Source organism: Collinsella aerofaciens (assembly GCF_040920445.1).
Classification (GTDB): domain Bacteria; phylum Actinomycetota; class Coriobacteriia; order Coriobacteriales; family Coriobacteriaceae; genus Collinsella; species Collinsella aerofaciens_BH.
Genome location: NZ_JBCOTQ010000025.1, coordinates 12,997 through 28,801 on the forward strand (window position 1 = coordinate 12,997; position 15,805 = coordinate 28,801).

The following is a 15,805-nucleotide window of genomic DNA, read 5'->3' on the forward strand; positions in this document are numbered from 1 at the left end:
GGCCTCCGTACCGGCTCACGTTGCCCGTATACCTTTAATACCATTCTATCACATATAGAACGCATGTTCTATATGTATTTTCTTTCATTTTCGGTGAACCTCGCACTGGAAGACGTGATCGTCAACCCCGCCCGATAGACATTACGCCCACAACTAGCTGCATCCCAAAAGTTGTCCAACAATCTGCCTCAAAATGCATTGACTCCGTAGCCAGGCGTGTCTATTGTGCGATGAGCATTCTCGCAATCGACACTCGCGCCCACCCCGCAAAAAGTTGCGCAATTACCTTCCCGGTTTTGTACAAAGTTTGTTAGCCAAACTTAATAGTTTGAGCAATTCACGCCCTCAGCAATACAACTCAGGCGGTGCTCACCAACCCACACACCCCCATAAACCTGCGGCTATGTGCGCAAGACGGTACAATATCCCTCATAATCACGGCAAATAAACGATATGTTGCTCAACACACCCCAAAACGTATGGGCCACCTGCTGTGCTAGGATACCTAAGACACATGGGTTCAACTGTGCTCACGGCTTCAGCAGGCCGCAAAGCGCAGGGTCGATCAGCATCCGGCCGTAACGGCGGTGCCAGAAAAACCACGAACTCCAATAGCGTCGTCATGCGTATCGTATTGAATGGCTTTGTTCTTTTCTCTGTACAGACTGCTCATTCGAATCGATATTTCGTGACAATTCGCAGCAGTCCTGCAGTTGTTTGCGTGCGGTCCAGTTTTGTTCCCGCTTGACTGGATCGCACGCAGCCAGCTTGAGTCGCGGTCATTTTTGCGATACACGTCCGCGACTCTAGCCACTGCACTCATACATACCGTTCACGGTGGGGCAGAGCCACGTGCTTGTCTAACTGGGCTCAGGGTTTGAATATGGAGCGCCTTCGCGCACAAGCGCCCTGGCGAAGCCATACACAAACCCCGTGAGCCACACGTAAGACAGCAAGGGGGTGGTGCTCGTGTGGTATGTGATCCAGGCCATTAACGGTCGCGAAGACGTAATGCGCGAGCGCATCGAGCGCATGGTGCCGGCTGGCGCCATGCAGGAGCTCTTTTATCCCCAATTTCAAACCGAGATCAAAGTACACGGCGAATGGGTCAACACGACCAAGCCGCTCTTTCCCGGTTATCTTGTCTGCGATACGGCAGATCCTCGCACGGTGCAACAGTATCTGCTGCGCATGGACGACTTTGCCCGGGTGCTATCCCAGGACGGTCAGTTTGTGCCGCTGGCAAAAGAAGAGGTCCAGCTTATTGGCAGCTTTACGCATGCGGGAGACCGCGTAGTGCCCATGAGCGAGGCCTTAAAAGACGGTGATCAGGTCGTTGTGATGGCAGGTCCGCTGCTGGGCCACGAAGGCCTTATCAAAACCATTAATAGACGCAAGAGCACTGCTTATTTGGAGCTCGACCTGTGCGGCCGACGCGTGACTACGCGCGTTGGCCTTGCCGTGCTTTCGGCCGAGCAGCGCACAATGCGAAACCTTAAAAAGGCGATCGCCTAACTGTAGGCGACTGTTTAAAGGGACAGGGAGGATCCCCGGGGGGCGGGGACGTAGGTTTGAAGGAAATATTGTCAGAAAAAACTGAATATACAGAAGGAGCGCCAGTGGGGGCTGCGCTGGTTGCCCAGGCCATGAAGAGCGGCGACGTAAGCATGCGCTACAAGGCCATGCATTCAATTAAAGATTGGGACCGCACGCGCCTGGCCTACCGCACCGCCAAGCGCGTCTTCGACATCGTATTCAGCGGCTGCGTGCTGGCCGTCATAGCCGTGCCGAGCCTTGTGCTCGCCGCGGCCATTCGCCTGGAGAGCGAGGGCAACCCCTTCTACAGCCAGATCCGCGTGGGCCAGACCCACCGCGACGGCAGCCTGTCCACCTTCCGCATGTGGAAGTTCCGCTCCATGTACAGGGATGCTGACGAGCGCCTCGCAGAGCTCAAGGGACAGAACGAGATCGCCGGCGCCATGTTCAAGATGAAGGACGACCCGCGCGTAACCAAGATCGGCAAGTTCATCCGCAAACACTCCATCGACGAGTTCCCGCAGTTCCTGAACGTATTCCTGGGCCAGATGTCCGTCGTGGGCCCGCGCCCGCCTCTGCCCAACGAGGTCGCGGAGTACACCGAGTTCGACCTGCAGCGCCTGGCTGTCAAGCCCGGGATAACCGGCTGGTGGCAGGTGACGGAGCGCAACTCGACCGGCTTCGACGGCATGGTCCGCCGAGACTTGGAGTACATCGCCAACCGGGGCATCTTCACCGACCTCAAGATTGTGATCCTCACGGTTATTGAGGTCATCACCGGTAAGGGTGCGTGCTAATGCTCGAGGACTATTCGAAATACTCTGAGTTGAATCGCGTTCCCGTAATCGATGTTCCGATCACGGGAACCAATATGTACGAGTGTGTCGAGTTTCTTACTCGTCATATAGATGAGCTTCACGGTGAGTATATTTGCGTTTCCAATGCGCACACATCGGTTATGGCCCATGACGACCCTTCCTATTGGGCCTGCCAAGCTGACTCCCTCATGTCCGTTCCCGACGGTAAGCCCTTATCGGTTGTCGGACGAAACACAATCGAGTCAATGGGGCGCGTGACCGGACCGGACCTGATGCGTGAAATATTTAGCATTTCCGTGCAGCAAGGATGGACTCATTACTTCTACGGTAACGAGCAGAAGAATCTCGAGGCTCTCAAAGAATCACTGCAAGAGGAATATCCGGGTTTGAAAATCGCCGGCATGGAGCCTTCGGTCTTCCGCCCACTCTCCGATAGCGAGAAACAAGACCTATCGCGACGCCTCGCAGAATCGGGCGCAGACTTTGCATGGATCGCTTTGGGCGCACCCCGTCAGGAAGTCCTCATGCATGAGCTTAAAGGCGGCCCTCAACCGTTGATGATAGGCGTTGGAGGCGCGTTCAATGTTCTCGCTGGCGTGGTGCCAGAGGCGCCGATATGGATGCAAAACCTGAGTCTCGAGTGGCTATACAGACTTATTCAAGAGCCAAAACGGCTTTTCAAACAATACCTCGTAACCAATACGAAATTCCTCTTTTACCAGTTTACAAAAGCCAAACGTAAGGAAGGCAAATAGATGAAAGATTCGACCACCTTTAAAGACAAGACCCTGATGATCACGGGCGGCACCGGCTCGTTCGGCAACACCGTGCTCAAGCACTTCATGAACACCGACCTGGCCGAGATCCGCATCTTCTCGCGCGACGAGAAGAAGCAGGACGACATGCGCCACCGCCTGCAGGAGAGGTCCCCGGAGCTCGCCTCCAAGGTGCGCTTCTTCATCGGCGACGTCCGCAACGCCCAGAGCGTGCGCGACGCCATGCACGGCGTGGACTACATCTTCCACGCCGCCGCCCTCAAGCAGGTGCCCTCCTGCGAGTTCTTCCCCATGGAGGCCGTCCGCACCAACGTCATCGGCACGGACAACGTGCTGCACGCCGCCATCGAGGAGGGCGTGGACCGCGTCGTGTGCCTGTCCACCGACAAGGCCGCATACCCCATCAACGCCATGGGCAAGTCCAAGGCCATGATGGAGTCCATCATCTACGCCAACGCCCGCAACGGCGCCGGACGCACCACCATCTGCTGCACCCGCTACGGCAACGTCATGTGCTCGCGCGGCAGCGTCATCCCGCTGTTCATCGACCGCATCCGCAAGGGCGAGCCGCTCACGGTCACCGACCCCAACATGACCCGCTTCCTCATGAACCTGGACGAGGCCGTGGACCTGGTGCAGTTCGCCTTCGAGCACGCCAACCCCGGCGACCTGTTCATCCAGAAGGCGCCGGCCTCCACGATCGGCGACCTCGCCGAGGCCGTCCAGGAGGTCTTCGGCCGCGTGGGCACCCAGGTGATCGGCACCCGCCACGGCGAGAAGCTCTTCGAGACCCTCATGACCCGCGAGGAGCGCCTGCGCGCCGAGGACATGGGCGGCTACTACCGCGTGGCCTGCGACTCGCGCGACCTGAACTACGACAAGTTCGTCGTCGACGGCGAGGTGGAGACCCAGGCCGACGAGTCCTACACCTCCCACAACACCGAGAGGCTCGACGTGGAGGGCACCATCGCCAAGATCAAGACCGCCGAGTACGTGCAGCTGGCCCTGGAGGGCCGCGAGCACGAGGCGGTGCAGTAGGGTGCGCGTCCTCGTCACCGGCGCCAGGGGCTTCGTCGGCAGGAACCTCTGCTGCGCGCTGAAGAACATCCGCGACGGCAAGGACCGCCGCAAGAAGTACGCGGGCCTGCTGCCCCTCGAGGTCATGGAGTACGACATCGACTCGACCCCAGGGGAGCTGGAGGACTACTGCTCGCGCGCCGACTTCGTCTTCAACCTGGCCGGCGTCAACCGCCCCGAGGAGCAGTCCGAGTTCATGGAGGGCAACTTCGGGTTCGCCTCCACGCTGCTCGAGACGCTCGAGCGCCACGGCAACAGATGCCCCGTCATGCTCTCCAGCTCCGCGCAGGCGAGCCTGTCGGGCCGCTTCGAGGGCTCCGTATACGGCGAGTCGAAGCTCGCGGGGGAGGGGCTCTTTCGCGATTATTCCGAGCGCACGGGGGCGCCTGTGCTCATCTACCGCTTCCCGAACCTCTACGGCAAGTGGTGCCGCCCGCGCTACAACTCCGCCGTGGCCACCTTCTGCGACGCCATCGCCAACGGCCGCCCCTACACCGTCAACGACCCCTCCGTGGAGCTGGAGCTCCTCTACATCGACGACCTCGTCGACGAGATGCTGGGCGCCCTGCTGGGCGAGGAGCACCGCTGCGGCTATGAGGGCCTCGAGCGCGTCGACGGTGACGGGTTCTGCTACGTCCCCGTCACCGACGTGAAGTCCCTGGGCGAGATCGTCTGCCTGCTCGACGGCTTCCGCGACAGCCGCGAGACGCTCTCGGTGCCCGACCTGACGGATGGGTCCTTCTCCAAGAAGCTGTGGAGCACGTTCCTGTCCTACTACGAGCCGGGGCACTTCGCCTACGGCCTCAGGCCCAACGTGGACGACCGAGGCTCGTTCACCGAGTTCCTGCGCACGCCCGAGCGCGGCCAGGTCTCGATCAACGTCTCGAGGCCCGGCATCACCAAGGGCAACCACTGGCACATGAGCAAGTGGGAGAGGTTCCTGGTGGTCTCCGGCACCGCGAGCATCAAGCTGAGGAAGGTGGGGGCGGACGCCGATGGCAACCCGTTCCCCGTCGACGAGTACACCGTCTCCGGTTCCGACATGCGCGCCGTGGAGATGGTCCCCGGCTACACGCACTCCATCACCAACCTGTCCGACACCGAGGACCTCGTGACGGTCATGTGGGCCAACGAGCCCTTCGACCCCGAGAGCCCCGACACCTACTACGAGGAGGTCTAGCCGCATGGGCAAGGACTATTCCGATATCGCATTCAGGGACGACGGCCGCCTGAAGCTGCTGATCATCGTGGGCACGCGCCCCGAGGTCATACGCCTGTCCGAGGTCATCAAGAAGTGCCGCCGCCACTTCGACTGCCTGCTGGCGCACACCGGGCAGAACTACGACTACACGCTCAACGGCATCTTCTTCTGCGACCTGTCGCTTGACGACCCGGACGTCTACCTGGACGCCGTGGGCGCCGACCTGGGCGAGACGGTGGGCAACATCATCGCGACCTCGTACAAGCTGATGGTCCAGGTGCAGCCCGACGCGCTGCTGATCCTGGGCGACACCAACAGCTGCCTGTCCGCCATCGCGGCCAAGAGGCTCCACATCCCGATCTTCCACATGGAGGCGGGCAACCGCTGCAAGGACGAGTGCCTGCCCGAGGAGACCAACCGCCGCATCGTCGACGTGATCTCCGACGTCAACCTGGCATACTCCGAGCACGCCCGCCGCTACCTGAAGGACACCGGCTGCGCCCCCGAGCGCACCTACGTCACCGGGTCGCCCATGGCCGAGGTCCTGCGCGCGAACCTCGACAAGATCGAGGCCTCCGACATCCTCTCCGAGCTCGGGCTGGAGCCGAAGAAGTATATGCTCCTCTCGGCCCACCGCGAGGAGAACATCGACACCGAGGCCAACTTCACGAGCCTGTTCACCGCCATCAACGCGCTGGCCGAGAGGTACGACATGCCGATCCTGTACTCCTGCCACCCGCGCTCCCGCAAGCGCCTGGAGGCGACCGGCTTCCAGCTCGACCCGCGCGTGCGCATGCACGAGCCCATGGGCTTCCACGACTACAACTGCCTGCAGATGAACGCCTTCGCGGTGGTCTCCGACTCCGGCACGCTGCCCGAGGAGTCGAGCTTCTTCGCTAGCGTCGGCCGCCCGTTCCCGGCGGTGTGCATCCGCACCTCCACCGAGCGCCCCGAGGCACTGGACAAGGCGTGCTTCACGCTGGCCGGCATCAGCGAGCGCGGCCTGCTGCAGGCGGTCCGCACCGCCGTCGAGCTCGACGCGGAGGGGTCACTGCCCGAGGCGCCCGTTCCCGACTACGCCGACGAGACCGTGTCCACGAAGGTGGTCAAGATCATCCAGAGCTACACCGGCGTCGTGGACAAGATGGTGTGGAGGAAATCTTAGCCATGGGCGCTGGGTACAGATTGCTTGATGGTATCTCGCGAGCTTATAACAAATTGCTCTTGCTTCCTGCCCTACGACGTTCCTTTGCATCATGCGGTAAAAACGTAACCATCGGTCGTCGTAGCGAAATTCAGGGGATTGAAAATATTTACATGGGACATGATGTATATATTGGCCCAGGAGCAACGTTTCTGACGACCCGTGCGAAGATTCATATCGGCAATTACGTCATGAGCGGCCCTCATCTCACAATTATTACTGGAGACCATCGTACAGATGTTCTCGACCGACCCATGATGACGCTTGATGAGTCGGACAAGCTTCCAGAGAATGACCAAGATGTCGTCATCGGCAATGATGTATGGATTGGCAGCGGCGTAACGATTCTTAAGGGCGTTAGAATTGCCGACCATTGTGTGATTGCTGCCGGTGCGGTAGTGACAAAAGACGTTGGCCCGGAGTTTTCAATCTGGGGGGGCTTCCAGCTCGCCGTCTAAGCTTTCGGTAAGAGGAAATTAATGACTAAAGGTTATCCGCACGTCCATGCAAAGGTGTTGATGGTCGGACCCGATCTCTCTCTTCACGGCGGAATTGTCTCAGTCGTGAAAGGTTATCTAGACGCAGGTCTCCCTGAGGCATGCGATGCCTTTGAGTACCTGGGGACGGGCATCGGTTCCTCAAAGCTCGGTAAATCCGTCGCATTTTCCCGAGCGTTGATTCGCTATGCGATGATCATGCCATCCTATGACATCATTCATTTACACATTAGCGCCCGTGGCTCCTACAAACGTAAGTCAATTATGGCTCGTATGGCCCACAAAGCAGGCAAGTACGTAATACTCCACGATCACGATGGCGAGTTTAAGAAGGCTTTCGAAGAGGGCGGAGATCCCTACCGTCGTGATGTAAGAAAGACCTTTAGTATCGCCGACCGAGTTGTGGTTCTGTCGGAAGAGTGGCGCGACTACTTTTCAAAAAACGTTTGCGACCTGGAGAAGATTGACGTTGTTCATAACGGTATCAAAGTTCCAGACCAGCCGTGCTCACCTTGTTCGCGTCAAGACGTCCTTTTTTTAGGACGTCTTGACGCGCGCAAGAGCCCTGACGTGCTCTTGCACGCGTCAAGAGAAATGCTGTCGCGTTTTCCCGGCACCAAGGTCGTATTCGGCGGAGACGGAGAGGTCGAAAAGAATAAATCTCTTGCGGCAGAGCTCGGTATTGCCGACCGCTGCGAGTTCCACGGCTGGGTCGCGGGCGCAGAACGCGAAGAGCTCTTTGAGCGGGCCGCGGTGTACTGCCTCCCCTCCAAAAACGAGGGGCTCCCCATGAGCGTTCTTGAAGCCATGGCTAGAGGAATTCCAACTGTCGCCACTCCCGTTGGAGGAATTCCTCAAGTAATTAATGATGGTGTTGATGGGGTTCTGATTCCGGTTGATAACCATCAAGCTCTGGCCGTTGCATTGAGTCATCTTCTCGAATCAAGCGAGCTTAGAAAAGAAATGGGATCTTTGGCCCGAAAAAAGATACTCAGCTCATTCGATATCAATCTACTCTTGAGCGAAATACTCGACATCTACTGCAATGCTACCAGCGGTAATTAGAGGATTAAATTGAATTCAAATAAGTTAACACATGAAGCTGGGCATATTGTTTTTGTTCACCCTTCCCTGATGGGTGGCGGGGCCGAGCGCGTCTCGCTTGCGCTCGCGTCGTACTTCGTTGCTCATGGTATTAGGTTTACCTATCTCCTGACTAAAAGTAACGTTGTTGAATACGATGTTCCCGAAGGAGTCGAGGTGCGTTCTGAGTTTGCAAGCGCTACGCTCAAGCCATTCGACCAAATTAAGCTTATACGACGTTCTATTTCCGAGTGGCCCAATGCTACGGTAATTTCCTTTTTACCTCATCAAAACATGTATACGCTTATCGCGACTATCGGACTTCCAAACAGGGTTATTGTTTCGGTGCGAAACGATCCGAGATATGATTTTCCTGGCAATAAGATCCTCCCATTCATTAGAAACATGTTGTATCGAAGGTCCGATGCAATTGTGTTTCAGACAAAAAGCCAGGCAAGTTTAATGCCGAGATACCTTCAGGCGAATTCAAAAATCATCTTAAATCCAATATCTAGCGAACTTCCTGAACCGTATTCTGGGCTTAGAAGAAAAGTAATCGTCACAGCAGGACGACTTGAACATCAAAAAAAACACTCGATGACAATCAGATCATTTGCGCTGTTTCATAAAAAACACCCTGAATATATTCTTGAAATCTTTGGCAAGGGAAGCCTTCAATCAGAACTAGAAAACCTTGTTCATAGCCTTGACATGGATGATTCAATTAAATTTATGGGCTTTTCTTCTGACGTTCTTATGCACATTAGAACTGCATCGGCTTTTGTAATGTCATCAAAGTTCGAGGGCCTATCTAATTCTATGCTTGAGTCCTTGTGTATGGGGGTTCCAACAATTTGCACCAAATGTGGCGGTGGTGGAGCAGAGGCAGTTATTCGGAATGGCGAGAACGGCATTTTGGTCGATATTGATGACGATCTTGCTGAGAGCGAAGCGTTCAACAGGATCGTCGAAGATCAATCATACTCGAATCGACTGTCTAATAATGCCCTGATGTTAAGGCAGTCTCTCTCTTTAGAAGCTATTGGCAACGAATGGGCGGATCTTATTTTTAACTAGATTTCCCCGGGAGCCTCCAATAAGGAAAACAACATTGCGCAACCAAATGACACTGCATAATCAAAACAAAAGTATTTCTGAGTTGCTATTAGGAATTGCAATAATATCTGGTCTAATGGTCCCCTTTGTTCGAGACCTGGGCGCCTCATACTCATTTGCAACAGATTGGGAGATTAACCGTTTTGCATTCAGCACCTCTAATGGGCGCTTTGCTTCTTTATTTAATCTCATTCAGCAAATCTGCTTTTCCATTCTTTTGTTGCGCGCAATAAGTAAATCCCGAAAAGCAAATTGGCTCATCATATCTTGTTCATTTTTTGGACTAATAATTTATAGCTTATTCGCCATTGTCAATAACGAGGGCGATTTATCCAGTGTGCTCTTTGGAGAAGTCCCAACCACAGTATTTGTAATTCCCTTGTTTTACCTATTGGCGGAGGAGCCAAGCATCAAGTTGCTTATAAAGAAATGGGTCTCTCTTCTTTCTCTGTTTTGCTTTATCGCTTCACTTATTTCAATTCTAAAATTTAAATCTCTTTGTGGCTTTGGATCTTATATTGGATGGTGTCCTGCGAGGGACTATTTTGCATTTGGCATCAGTTTATATTGGTCAACCGTGGTGCTTAAATCTAATGATGAACACGCGTATTTCATAACGATGGGTATAGGCATTCTAGCCTGCATCGCCGCATTAATGCTGGCAACCAGAAGTTGGTTAATTCAACCAATGTTAGTCATGCTTGTTGCAACTTTTATGGCTAAAGGAATTGACAAAGTTTTTAAACGAACAGTAATTGTAATTTTTGCAACTGGAACAGCACTTTTGGCGTTGTCGTTTATCTATCCTGAAGTTCTTGATTCGTTTTTAAACAGAATCGGAGAAGATACACGGTCTAACCAATATGAAATTTTCTATAGCCAGGTTGAACCGGCATCGCTTATATTCGGTAACGGAATTAGCGCTGGATATAGATATGGCACGAATTCAAATTATCTCTTTTTCGATAATCAAATAATTTATTTGATGTTTCATTTTGGCGTTTTAGCCGTTGTTCCGCTTTTGTATGTCATGTCGCGTTGCTTATTTGGTTCTTCCAAAAATAGCCACTGCAAATTTGTTGCCCTCTTTTATCTCATGGCGATTCTGGGATTATCAACTTATTACTCTTACACAATTAATGTCGGGGTCGTTCTTCTATTTTCATCCTTTGGTTTTGCCCTAAACAACATAGAACCAGAAAGATCTAAGCGTATGTGCAATGCGGATGGTGAAAAATAATGGCTTCGAACAAGGCTGCAACCAGTATGTTTTGGGCAATAGGTGAGAGATTTGCCACGCAAGGTGCCCTATTTGTAATTTCCCTAATTCTGGCGCGTTTGCTGTCCCCGAGTGATTACGGTACTCTTTCGCTGCTGCTTGTATTTACAAATTTGGCAGACGTGCTTGTCACAAATGGACTTGGCGAAGCGCTAATACAAAAGTCTGACATCAATCAAATTGACTACTCGACAATGTTGTCATGTTCAATTGCATTGTCGAGCATCTTATATGTATTGATATTTATTTCGGCTCCAAGCATTGCAGACTTCTATGGAAATGCAGATATGTGTCTTTACCTAAGGGTTCTGGCATTACGTCTTCCTCTTTCGGCACTGAATGCAATTCAAAAGGCCTATATTGCAAAGAACTTTTTATTTAGATTGCAATTTTCTGCATCGTTCCTCAGCTCCTTGATCTCAGGATTAGCAGCTATCGTAGTTGCAATGTTGGGTTTTGGTATTTATGCGCTAATCATTCAACAGATACTTACTGTTCTGATGACAACGGTACTAATGGCTTGGTTAACAAAATGGACGCCTAGACTAAAATTCGTGGTTGGTTCAGCAAGAGAGCTGTTGCCCCTTGGAATACAATTTACAAGTGCCAACCTTATTAATTCTATTTATACAGAAGGTCGTTCTTTAGTCATCGGAAAATTCTATTCCTCCGCAGACTTGGCTTTCTTTAATCGCGGCAACCAATTCCCGGCTTTAATTGTAGGCAACTTAAACACTCCAATTAGCAATGTTATGTTACCTCTAATGGCTGAAAAGAAAGACAGCCAAAATGCGCTCAAATCAGTTCTTAGAAAAGCGATGCAGCTTTCTGCTTATCTTGTTTTCCCCATGATGGGAATTTTGGCTGCGTGTGCGCGTCCTCTGGTTCTTGTTCTTTTGGGTCAAAAATGGGCGGAATGCGTCCCGTATCTTCAAGTTGCGTGCTTGTTCTATCTATTTCAACCCCTTCAATCTATGAATTGGCAGGCACTTAAAGCAGCAGGTCAAGGCGCCCTTTGTTTTAAGCTTGAGGTCATTAAGAAGGCTATTTCGTTCATCGTTTTAATTATGTCGATTCCTTTTGGTGTATTTGCGATTTCCCTTTCAAGTGCCTTTTGCGGATTTGTCTCAATGTTAATTAACATGACCCCGAATAAAAAAGTGCTCGGCTATGGCATATTTGAGCAGCTTATTGACGTTCTTAAGCCGTCAATTGCCACATTGTTTTCCGTGGTGATCGCATTATTATTAATCCACATTTCAAACGGGAATCTTATTTCGTTAATCGTTGCCCCTCTCGGGTCCTTAGGGTGTTACATCGTGCTATCTAAGCTGATGAACATCGAAGGATTCAATTTGCTTATGGACAAATTGTCCCTTCGTCGGAATTAACCGTTATTTTCTAACGGCATTGATGAATCGATCAGAAATGAACTACAGAATGAATAAACAGGTTTTATATCTAGTTCAATCAATTCCGGGGGATAATGCTCCTACAAAACATGCTTTCGCAATTTCCGATTTGCTGGTTAAATGTGGCTTCAACGTCCATTTTGTTCTTGCTGGAATAATTGAGCCGTCATCCAACGCCATAGGCAGCAATTACGACTATCCCTTTGATTTTCCGTATGAGGTGAAATTCGGGCACCATCAAATAGCAAAAAAGTATTACGAGCGAATCTCTTCTTCCTTCAGCTTTAAAGCCTTCACTCGATGTTTCGATCAAATACAGCCCGACTTGGTTATTTATTACGGGATACAACATAAGCTTGCAAAACGGGTTTTAGATCATTGCCATGATTTTAACGTTCCCGTAATCGTTGATGAGACCGATTGGTTTACTCCGAAATTTACAGGAGATTTAGCTGCTTGGCTTGTGGAGAAATCTCGTTCTAAACGGGTGGCTGAAGTGGATAGATTGCTAGATGGAGTTATCGCAATCTCGCCCTTTTTTAAAAAACATTTCGATTCACTCTACTCCTCTCAAGGATATCCAAAGGTTTTTTATTTGCCACCCTTAAATAGGGTCGGAGACTCACTTAGTGACCCTTGCTCTTTAGAAGGATTGAAGCGGAGAACTATAACCAAGTTTGTCTATGCAGGTTCACCCGCTGGGGGAAAAGACTCACTTACAGAGTTTATTTCGCTTATAAGTAATGACGCTATTCCTGCAATCACTCAACCAGTACTCGATGTAATTGGAATTGATTTAAACCAGGCAGTCAGTTTAATGGGAAACATTGCCAGATCTAATAAGGTTCATTTTCACGGCCGTGTTTCCCATGACAGCGTAATCAAAATGCTGCAAGAATCTGACTTTGGAATTCTATTTAGAACTCCTGATTTATATTCTCGCGCCGGATTTTCAACAAAATTCGCTGAGTGTATGTCAAACGGTGTTCCGATGTTATGCAACGCGGTCGGAGGAGCCGATCTTATTCTCGAGAATATGATTGACGGAATTGTTATTCCGGATTTAAGCAATCAAGCTCTTCTAGACGGAATCACAAGCGCATGCAATTTGACTGACCATGAGTTGACCAGCATGAAACGAGCTGCACTAGAAAAGGCTTTAGAACTTTTTGAGTCAGACAATTACATAGATTCATTTTCATCATTTCTCAAATCAGTACTTTCAATTCGCAGCTAGTTATTTCGATCGTCCAAAGGAGCAATATGTCAAATAAAGTACTCGTCACCGGAGCAGCCGGCTTTATCGGCGCGTTCCTCGTCAAGAAGCTGCTCAAGGAGACCGATGATGCCATCGTCGGACTCGACAACCTCAACAGCTACTACGACCCCGGCATCAAGGACGCGCGCCTGCGCATGCTGGCCGATGTCGATGTCGACGGTCGCTTTACCTTCGTGCGCGGCGACCTGTGCGACGCCGCGCTCGTCGAGCGCCTGTTCGCGGAGAACGGCTTCGACGTCGTGGTGAACCTCGCGGCCCAGGCCGGTGTCCGCTACTCCATCGAGAACCCGCGCGCCTACCTCGAGAGCAACCTCGTCGGCTTCTTCAACATCCTTGAGGCATGCCGCCACCACCCGGTCAAGCACCTCGTCTACGCCAGCTCCAGCTCGGTCTACGGCGGCAACAAGAAGGTGCCGTTCTCCGAGGAGGACCGAGTCGACTCGCCGGTGTCGCTCTACGCCGCCACCAAGAAGTCCAACGAGCTCATGGCTGCCGCCTACTCCAAGCTCTACTCCATCCCGGCGACTGGCCTGCGATTCTTCACGGTGTACGGTCCTATGGGCAGGCCCGACATGGCCTACTTCGGATTTACCGAGAAGCTGCGCCGCGGGGACACCATCAAGATCTTTAACATGGGCGACTGCCGCCGCGACTTCACCTACGTCGACGACATCGTCGAGGGCGTGAGGCGCGTCATGGACGCCGCGCCCGAGGTGAAGATGGGCGAGGACGGTTTGCCGCTCGCCGCGCACCGCGTCTACAACATCGGCAACTCGCACCCCGAGAACCTGCTCGACTTCGTCGACACGCTGCAGCGCGTGCTGGTGGAGGAGGGCGTGCTGCCGGCCGACTACGACTTCGAGGCCCACAAGCAGCTCGTGCCCATGCAGCCCGGCGACGTGCCCGTCACCTACGCCGACACCACGGCGCTCCAGCGCGACCTGGGCTACAAGCCCGCGACGCCGCTCGAGGACGGCCTGAGGGCCTTCGCCAAATGGTATAAGCGCTACTACAACATTTAGGAAATCATGGCCCTGTAATAGGGGCCATTTTTAATGCGAATTATTGTTCTTTGACAATTGGAGAATGACATGAAGATCGCTGTCGCCGGTACCGGCTACGTCGGCCTGTCCCTCGCCGTCCTGCTCTCGCAGCACAACGAGGTGCACGCGCTGGACATCGTGCCCGAGAAGGTCGAGAAGATCAACAGCTACGTATCGCCCATTCAGGACGACGAGATCGAGCGCTTCCTGGCGGAGGCCAAGGCGGGGGAGCGCGAGCTCGACCTGCACGCCACCGTCGACGTGGCGGAGGCCTATTCAGGTGCCGACTACGCCGTCATCGCCACGCCCACCAACTACGACTCGGACAGGAACTTCTTCGACACGAGCTCGGTCGAGGCCGCCATCGCCGCCGTGCGCTCGGTGAACCCGGACGCCTGGATCGTCATCAAGTCGACCATCCCGGTGGGCTACACCGCGGGCCTGCGCGAGAGGCTGGGCGACAGCAAGATCTTCTTCAGCCCGGAGTTCCTGCGCGAGAGCAAGGCACTATACGACAACCTGCACCCCAGCCGCATCGTGGTGGGCGCGCCGAAGGACGACGCCGACGCCGTCGCGGCTGCCGAGCGCTTCGCGCGCCTGCTTGCCCAAGGGGCGGACCCCGACGAGCTGGAGCGCGTGAACGCCGACGGAACTATCGGCATCCCCGAGCTCGTGTTGGGCACCACCGAGGCCGAGGCCGTCAAGCTCTTCGCCAACACCTACCTGGCGCTGCGCGTGGCCTACTTCAACGAGCTCGACACCTACTGCGAGGTCCGCGGCCTCAACACCCGCGACGTCATCGACGGCGTGTGCCTGGAGCCGCGCATCGGCAGCCACTACAACAACCCCAGCTTCGGCTACGGCGGCTACTGCCTGCCCAAGGACACCAAGCAGCTGCTGGCAAATTATAAAGATGTGCCTCAGAACCTGATCGAGGCCATCGTCGAGGCCAACCGCACCCGCAAGGACTTCGTGGCAGACGAGGTGCTGCAGATGGTGTGGGACCGCGTGTACGAGGGCAAGCCGAAGCCGGTCGTGGGCGTGTACCGCCTGACGATGAAGTCCAACTCCGACAACTTCCGCGCGAGCTCCATCCAGGGCGTCATGAAGCGCGTGAAGGCCAAGGGCGTGCCCGTGGTGGTCTACGAGCCCACGCTGGACGCGCCGGAGTTCTTCGGCTCCGAGGTCACGCACGACCTGGAGGCCTTCAAGGCCGGCTGCGACGTGATCGTGGCCAACCGCTGAAGCGACGAGCTCGCGGACGTGGCGGACAAGGTATACACGAGGGATCTGTTTAAGCGAGACTAGGGGAGAGAAGCGGTCTACCTGTGTTGGGTGGGCTCGGCTTCGACAAGTTCTGCTGCACTGAAAGTGGGGTGTTATCGGCTAACGCCGATAACACCCCACTTTTGTTCAAGACTTTAGTCTGCTGGCCGCGCAGCGGCCAGCTTTAAACCACCCGCTACGCGGGTGGAGACAAACGG

At 53.7% G+C, this 15,805-nt stretch carries 14 protein-coding genes; all 14 read left to right on the forward strand.

Going from position 1 to position 15,805, the window contains the following annotated elements; all coding sequences use genetic code 11:
* Positions 1-963: 963 nt before the first annotated feature.
* The 14 genes from loaP (at position 964) to AB5405_RS05525 (ending at position 15,566) form a co-directional block, all read left to right on the forward strand.
* Positions 964-1,515, forward strand: a complete 552-nt coding sequence (loaP, locus tag AB5405_RS05460; RefSeq protein WP_368137810.1) for an antiterminator LoaP — start codon at positions 964-966, stop codon at positions 1,513-1,515.
* A 104-nt stretch (positions 1,516-1,619) separates the two neighbouring features.
* The gene (locus tag AB5405_RS05465) at positions 1,620-2,333 is read left to right on the forward strand and encodes a sugar transferase (protein WP_368135228.1); all 714 of its coding nucleotides are present in this window, start codon (positions 1,620-1,622) and stop codon (positions 2,331-2,333) included.
* Positions 2,333-3,109 (forward strand): WecB/TagA/CpsF family glycosyltransferase, encoded by a 777-nt coding sequence (locus AB5405_RS05470; RefSeq protein WP_368137811.1) that lies wholly within the window; start codon positions 2,333-2,335, stop codon positions 3,107-3,109. The genes AB5405_RS05465 and AB5405_RS05470 overlap by 1 nt, the downstream gene beginning before the upstream one ends.
* Entirely contained in the window at positions 3,110-4,168 is a 1,059-nt protein-coding gene (locus AB5405_RS05475; RefSeq protein WP_368135226.1) for a polysaccharide biosynthesis protein, read from the forward strand.
* A gap of 1 nt (position 4,169) precedes the next feature.
* Entirely contained in the window at positions 4,170-5,387 is a 1,218-nt protein-coding gene (locus AB5405_RS05480) for a polysaccharide biosynthesis C-terminal domain-containing protein (RefSeq protein ID WP_368137812.1), read from the forward strand.
* Positions 5,388-5,391: 4 nt separating this feature from the next.
* Complete coding sequence (gene wecB / locus AB5405_RS05485) at positions 5,392-6,573, forward strand: non-hydrolyzing UDP-N-acetylglucosamine 2-epimerase (protein WP_368137813.1); 1,182 nt, start codon at positions 5,392-5,394, stop codon at positions 6,571-6,573.
* A 2-nt stretch (positions 6,574-6,575) separates the two neighbouring features.
* The gene (locus AB5405_RS05490; protein WP_368137814.1) at positions 6,576-7,070 is read left to right on the forward strand and encodes an acyltransferase; all 495 of its coding nucleotides are present in this window, start codon (positions 6,576-6,578) and stop codon (positions 7,068-7,070) included.
* A gap of 21 nt (positions 7,071-7,091) precedes the next feature.
* A complete protein-coding gene (locus AB5405_RS05495) occupies positions 7,092-8,174 on the forward strand; it encodes a glycosyltransferase family 4 protein (protein ID WP_368137815.1) in 1,083 nt (360 codons plus the stop codon).
* Positions 8,175-8,183: 9 nt separating this feature from the next.
* The gene (locus tag AB5405_RS05500; RefSeq protein WP_368137816.1) at positions 8,184-9,269 is read left to right on the forward strand and encodes a glycosyltransferase; all 1,086 of its coding nucleotides are present in this window, start codon (positions 8,184-8,186) and stop codon (positions 9,267-9,269) included.
* A gap of 34 nt (positions 9,270-9,303) precedes the next feature.
* Positions 9,304-10,548, forward strand: a complete 1,245-nt coding sequence (locus tag AB5405_RS05505) for a hypothetical protein (protein WP_368137817.1) — start codon at positions 9,304-9,306, stop codon at positions 10,546-10,548.
* A complete protein-coding gene (locus AB5405_RS05510) occupies positions 10,548-11,978 on the forward strand; it encodes a lipopolysaccharide biosynthesis protein (protein WP_368137818.1) in 1,431 nt (476 codons plus the stop codon). The genes AB5405_RS05505 and AB5405_RS05510 overlap by 1 nt, the downstream gene beginning before the upstream one ends.
* Before the next feature lie 49 nt (positions 11,979-12,027).
* Complete coding sequence (locus AB5405_RS05515) at positions 12,028-13,236, forward strand: glycosyltransferase (protein WP_368137819.1); 1,209 nt, start codon at positions 12,028-12,030, stop codon at positions 13,234-13,236.
* A 26-nt stretch (positions 13,237-13,262) separates the two neighbouring features.
* Entirely contained in the window at positions 13,263-14,300 is a 1,038-nt protein-coding gene (locus tag AB5405_RS05520; protein ID WP_368137820.1) for an NAD-dependent epimerase/dehydratase family protein, read from the forward strand.
* 69 nt (positions 14,301-14,369) lie between these two features.
* On the forward strand, positions 14,370-15,566 hold the full coding sequence (locus tag AB5405_RS05525; protein WP_368137821.1) for a nucleotide sugar dehydrogenase: 1,197 nt from the start codon (positions 14,370-14,372) through the stop codon (positions 15,564-15,566).
* The last annotated feature ends 239 nt before the right edge of the window (positions 15,567-15,805 follow it).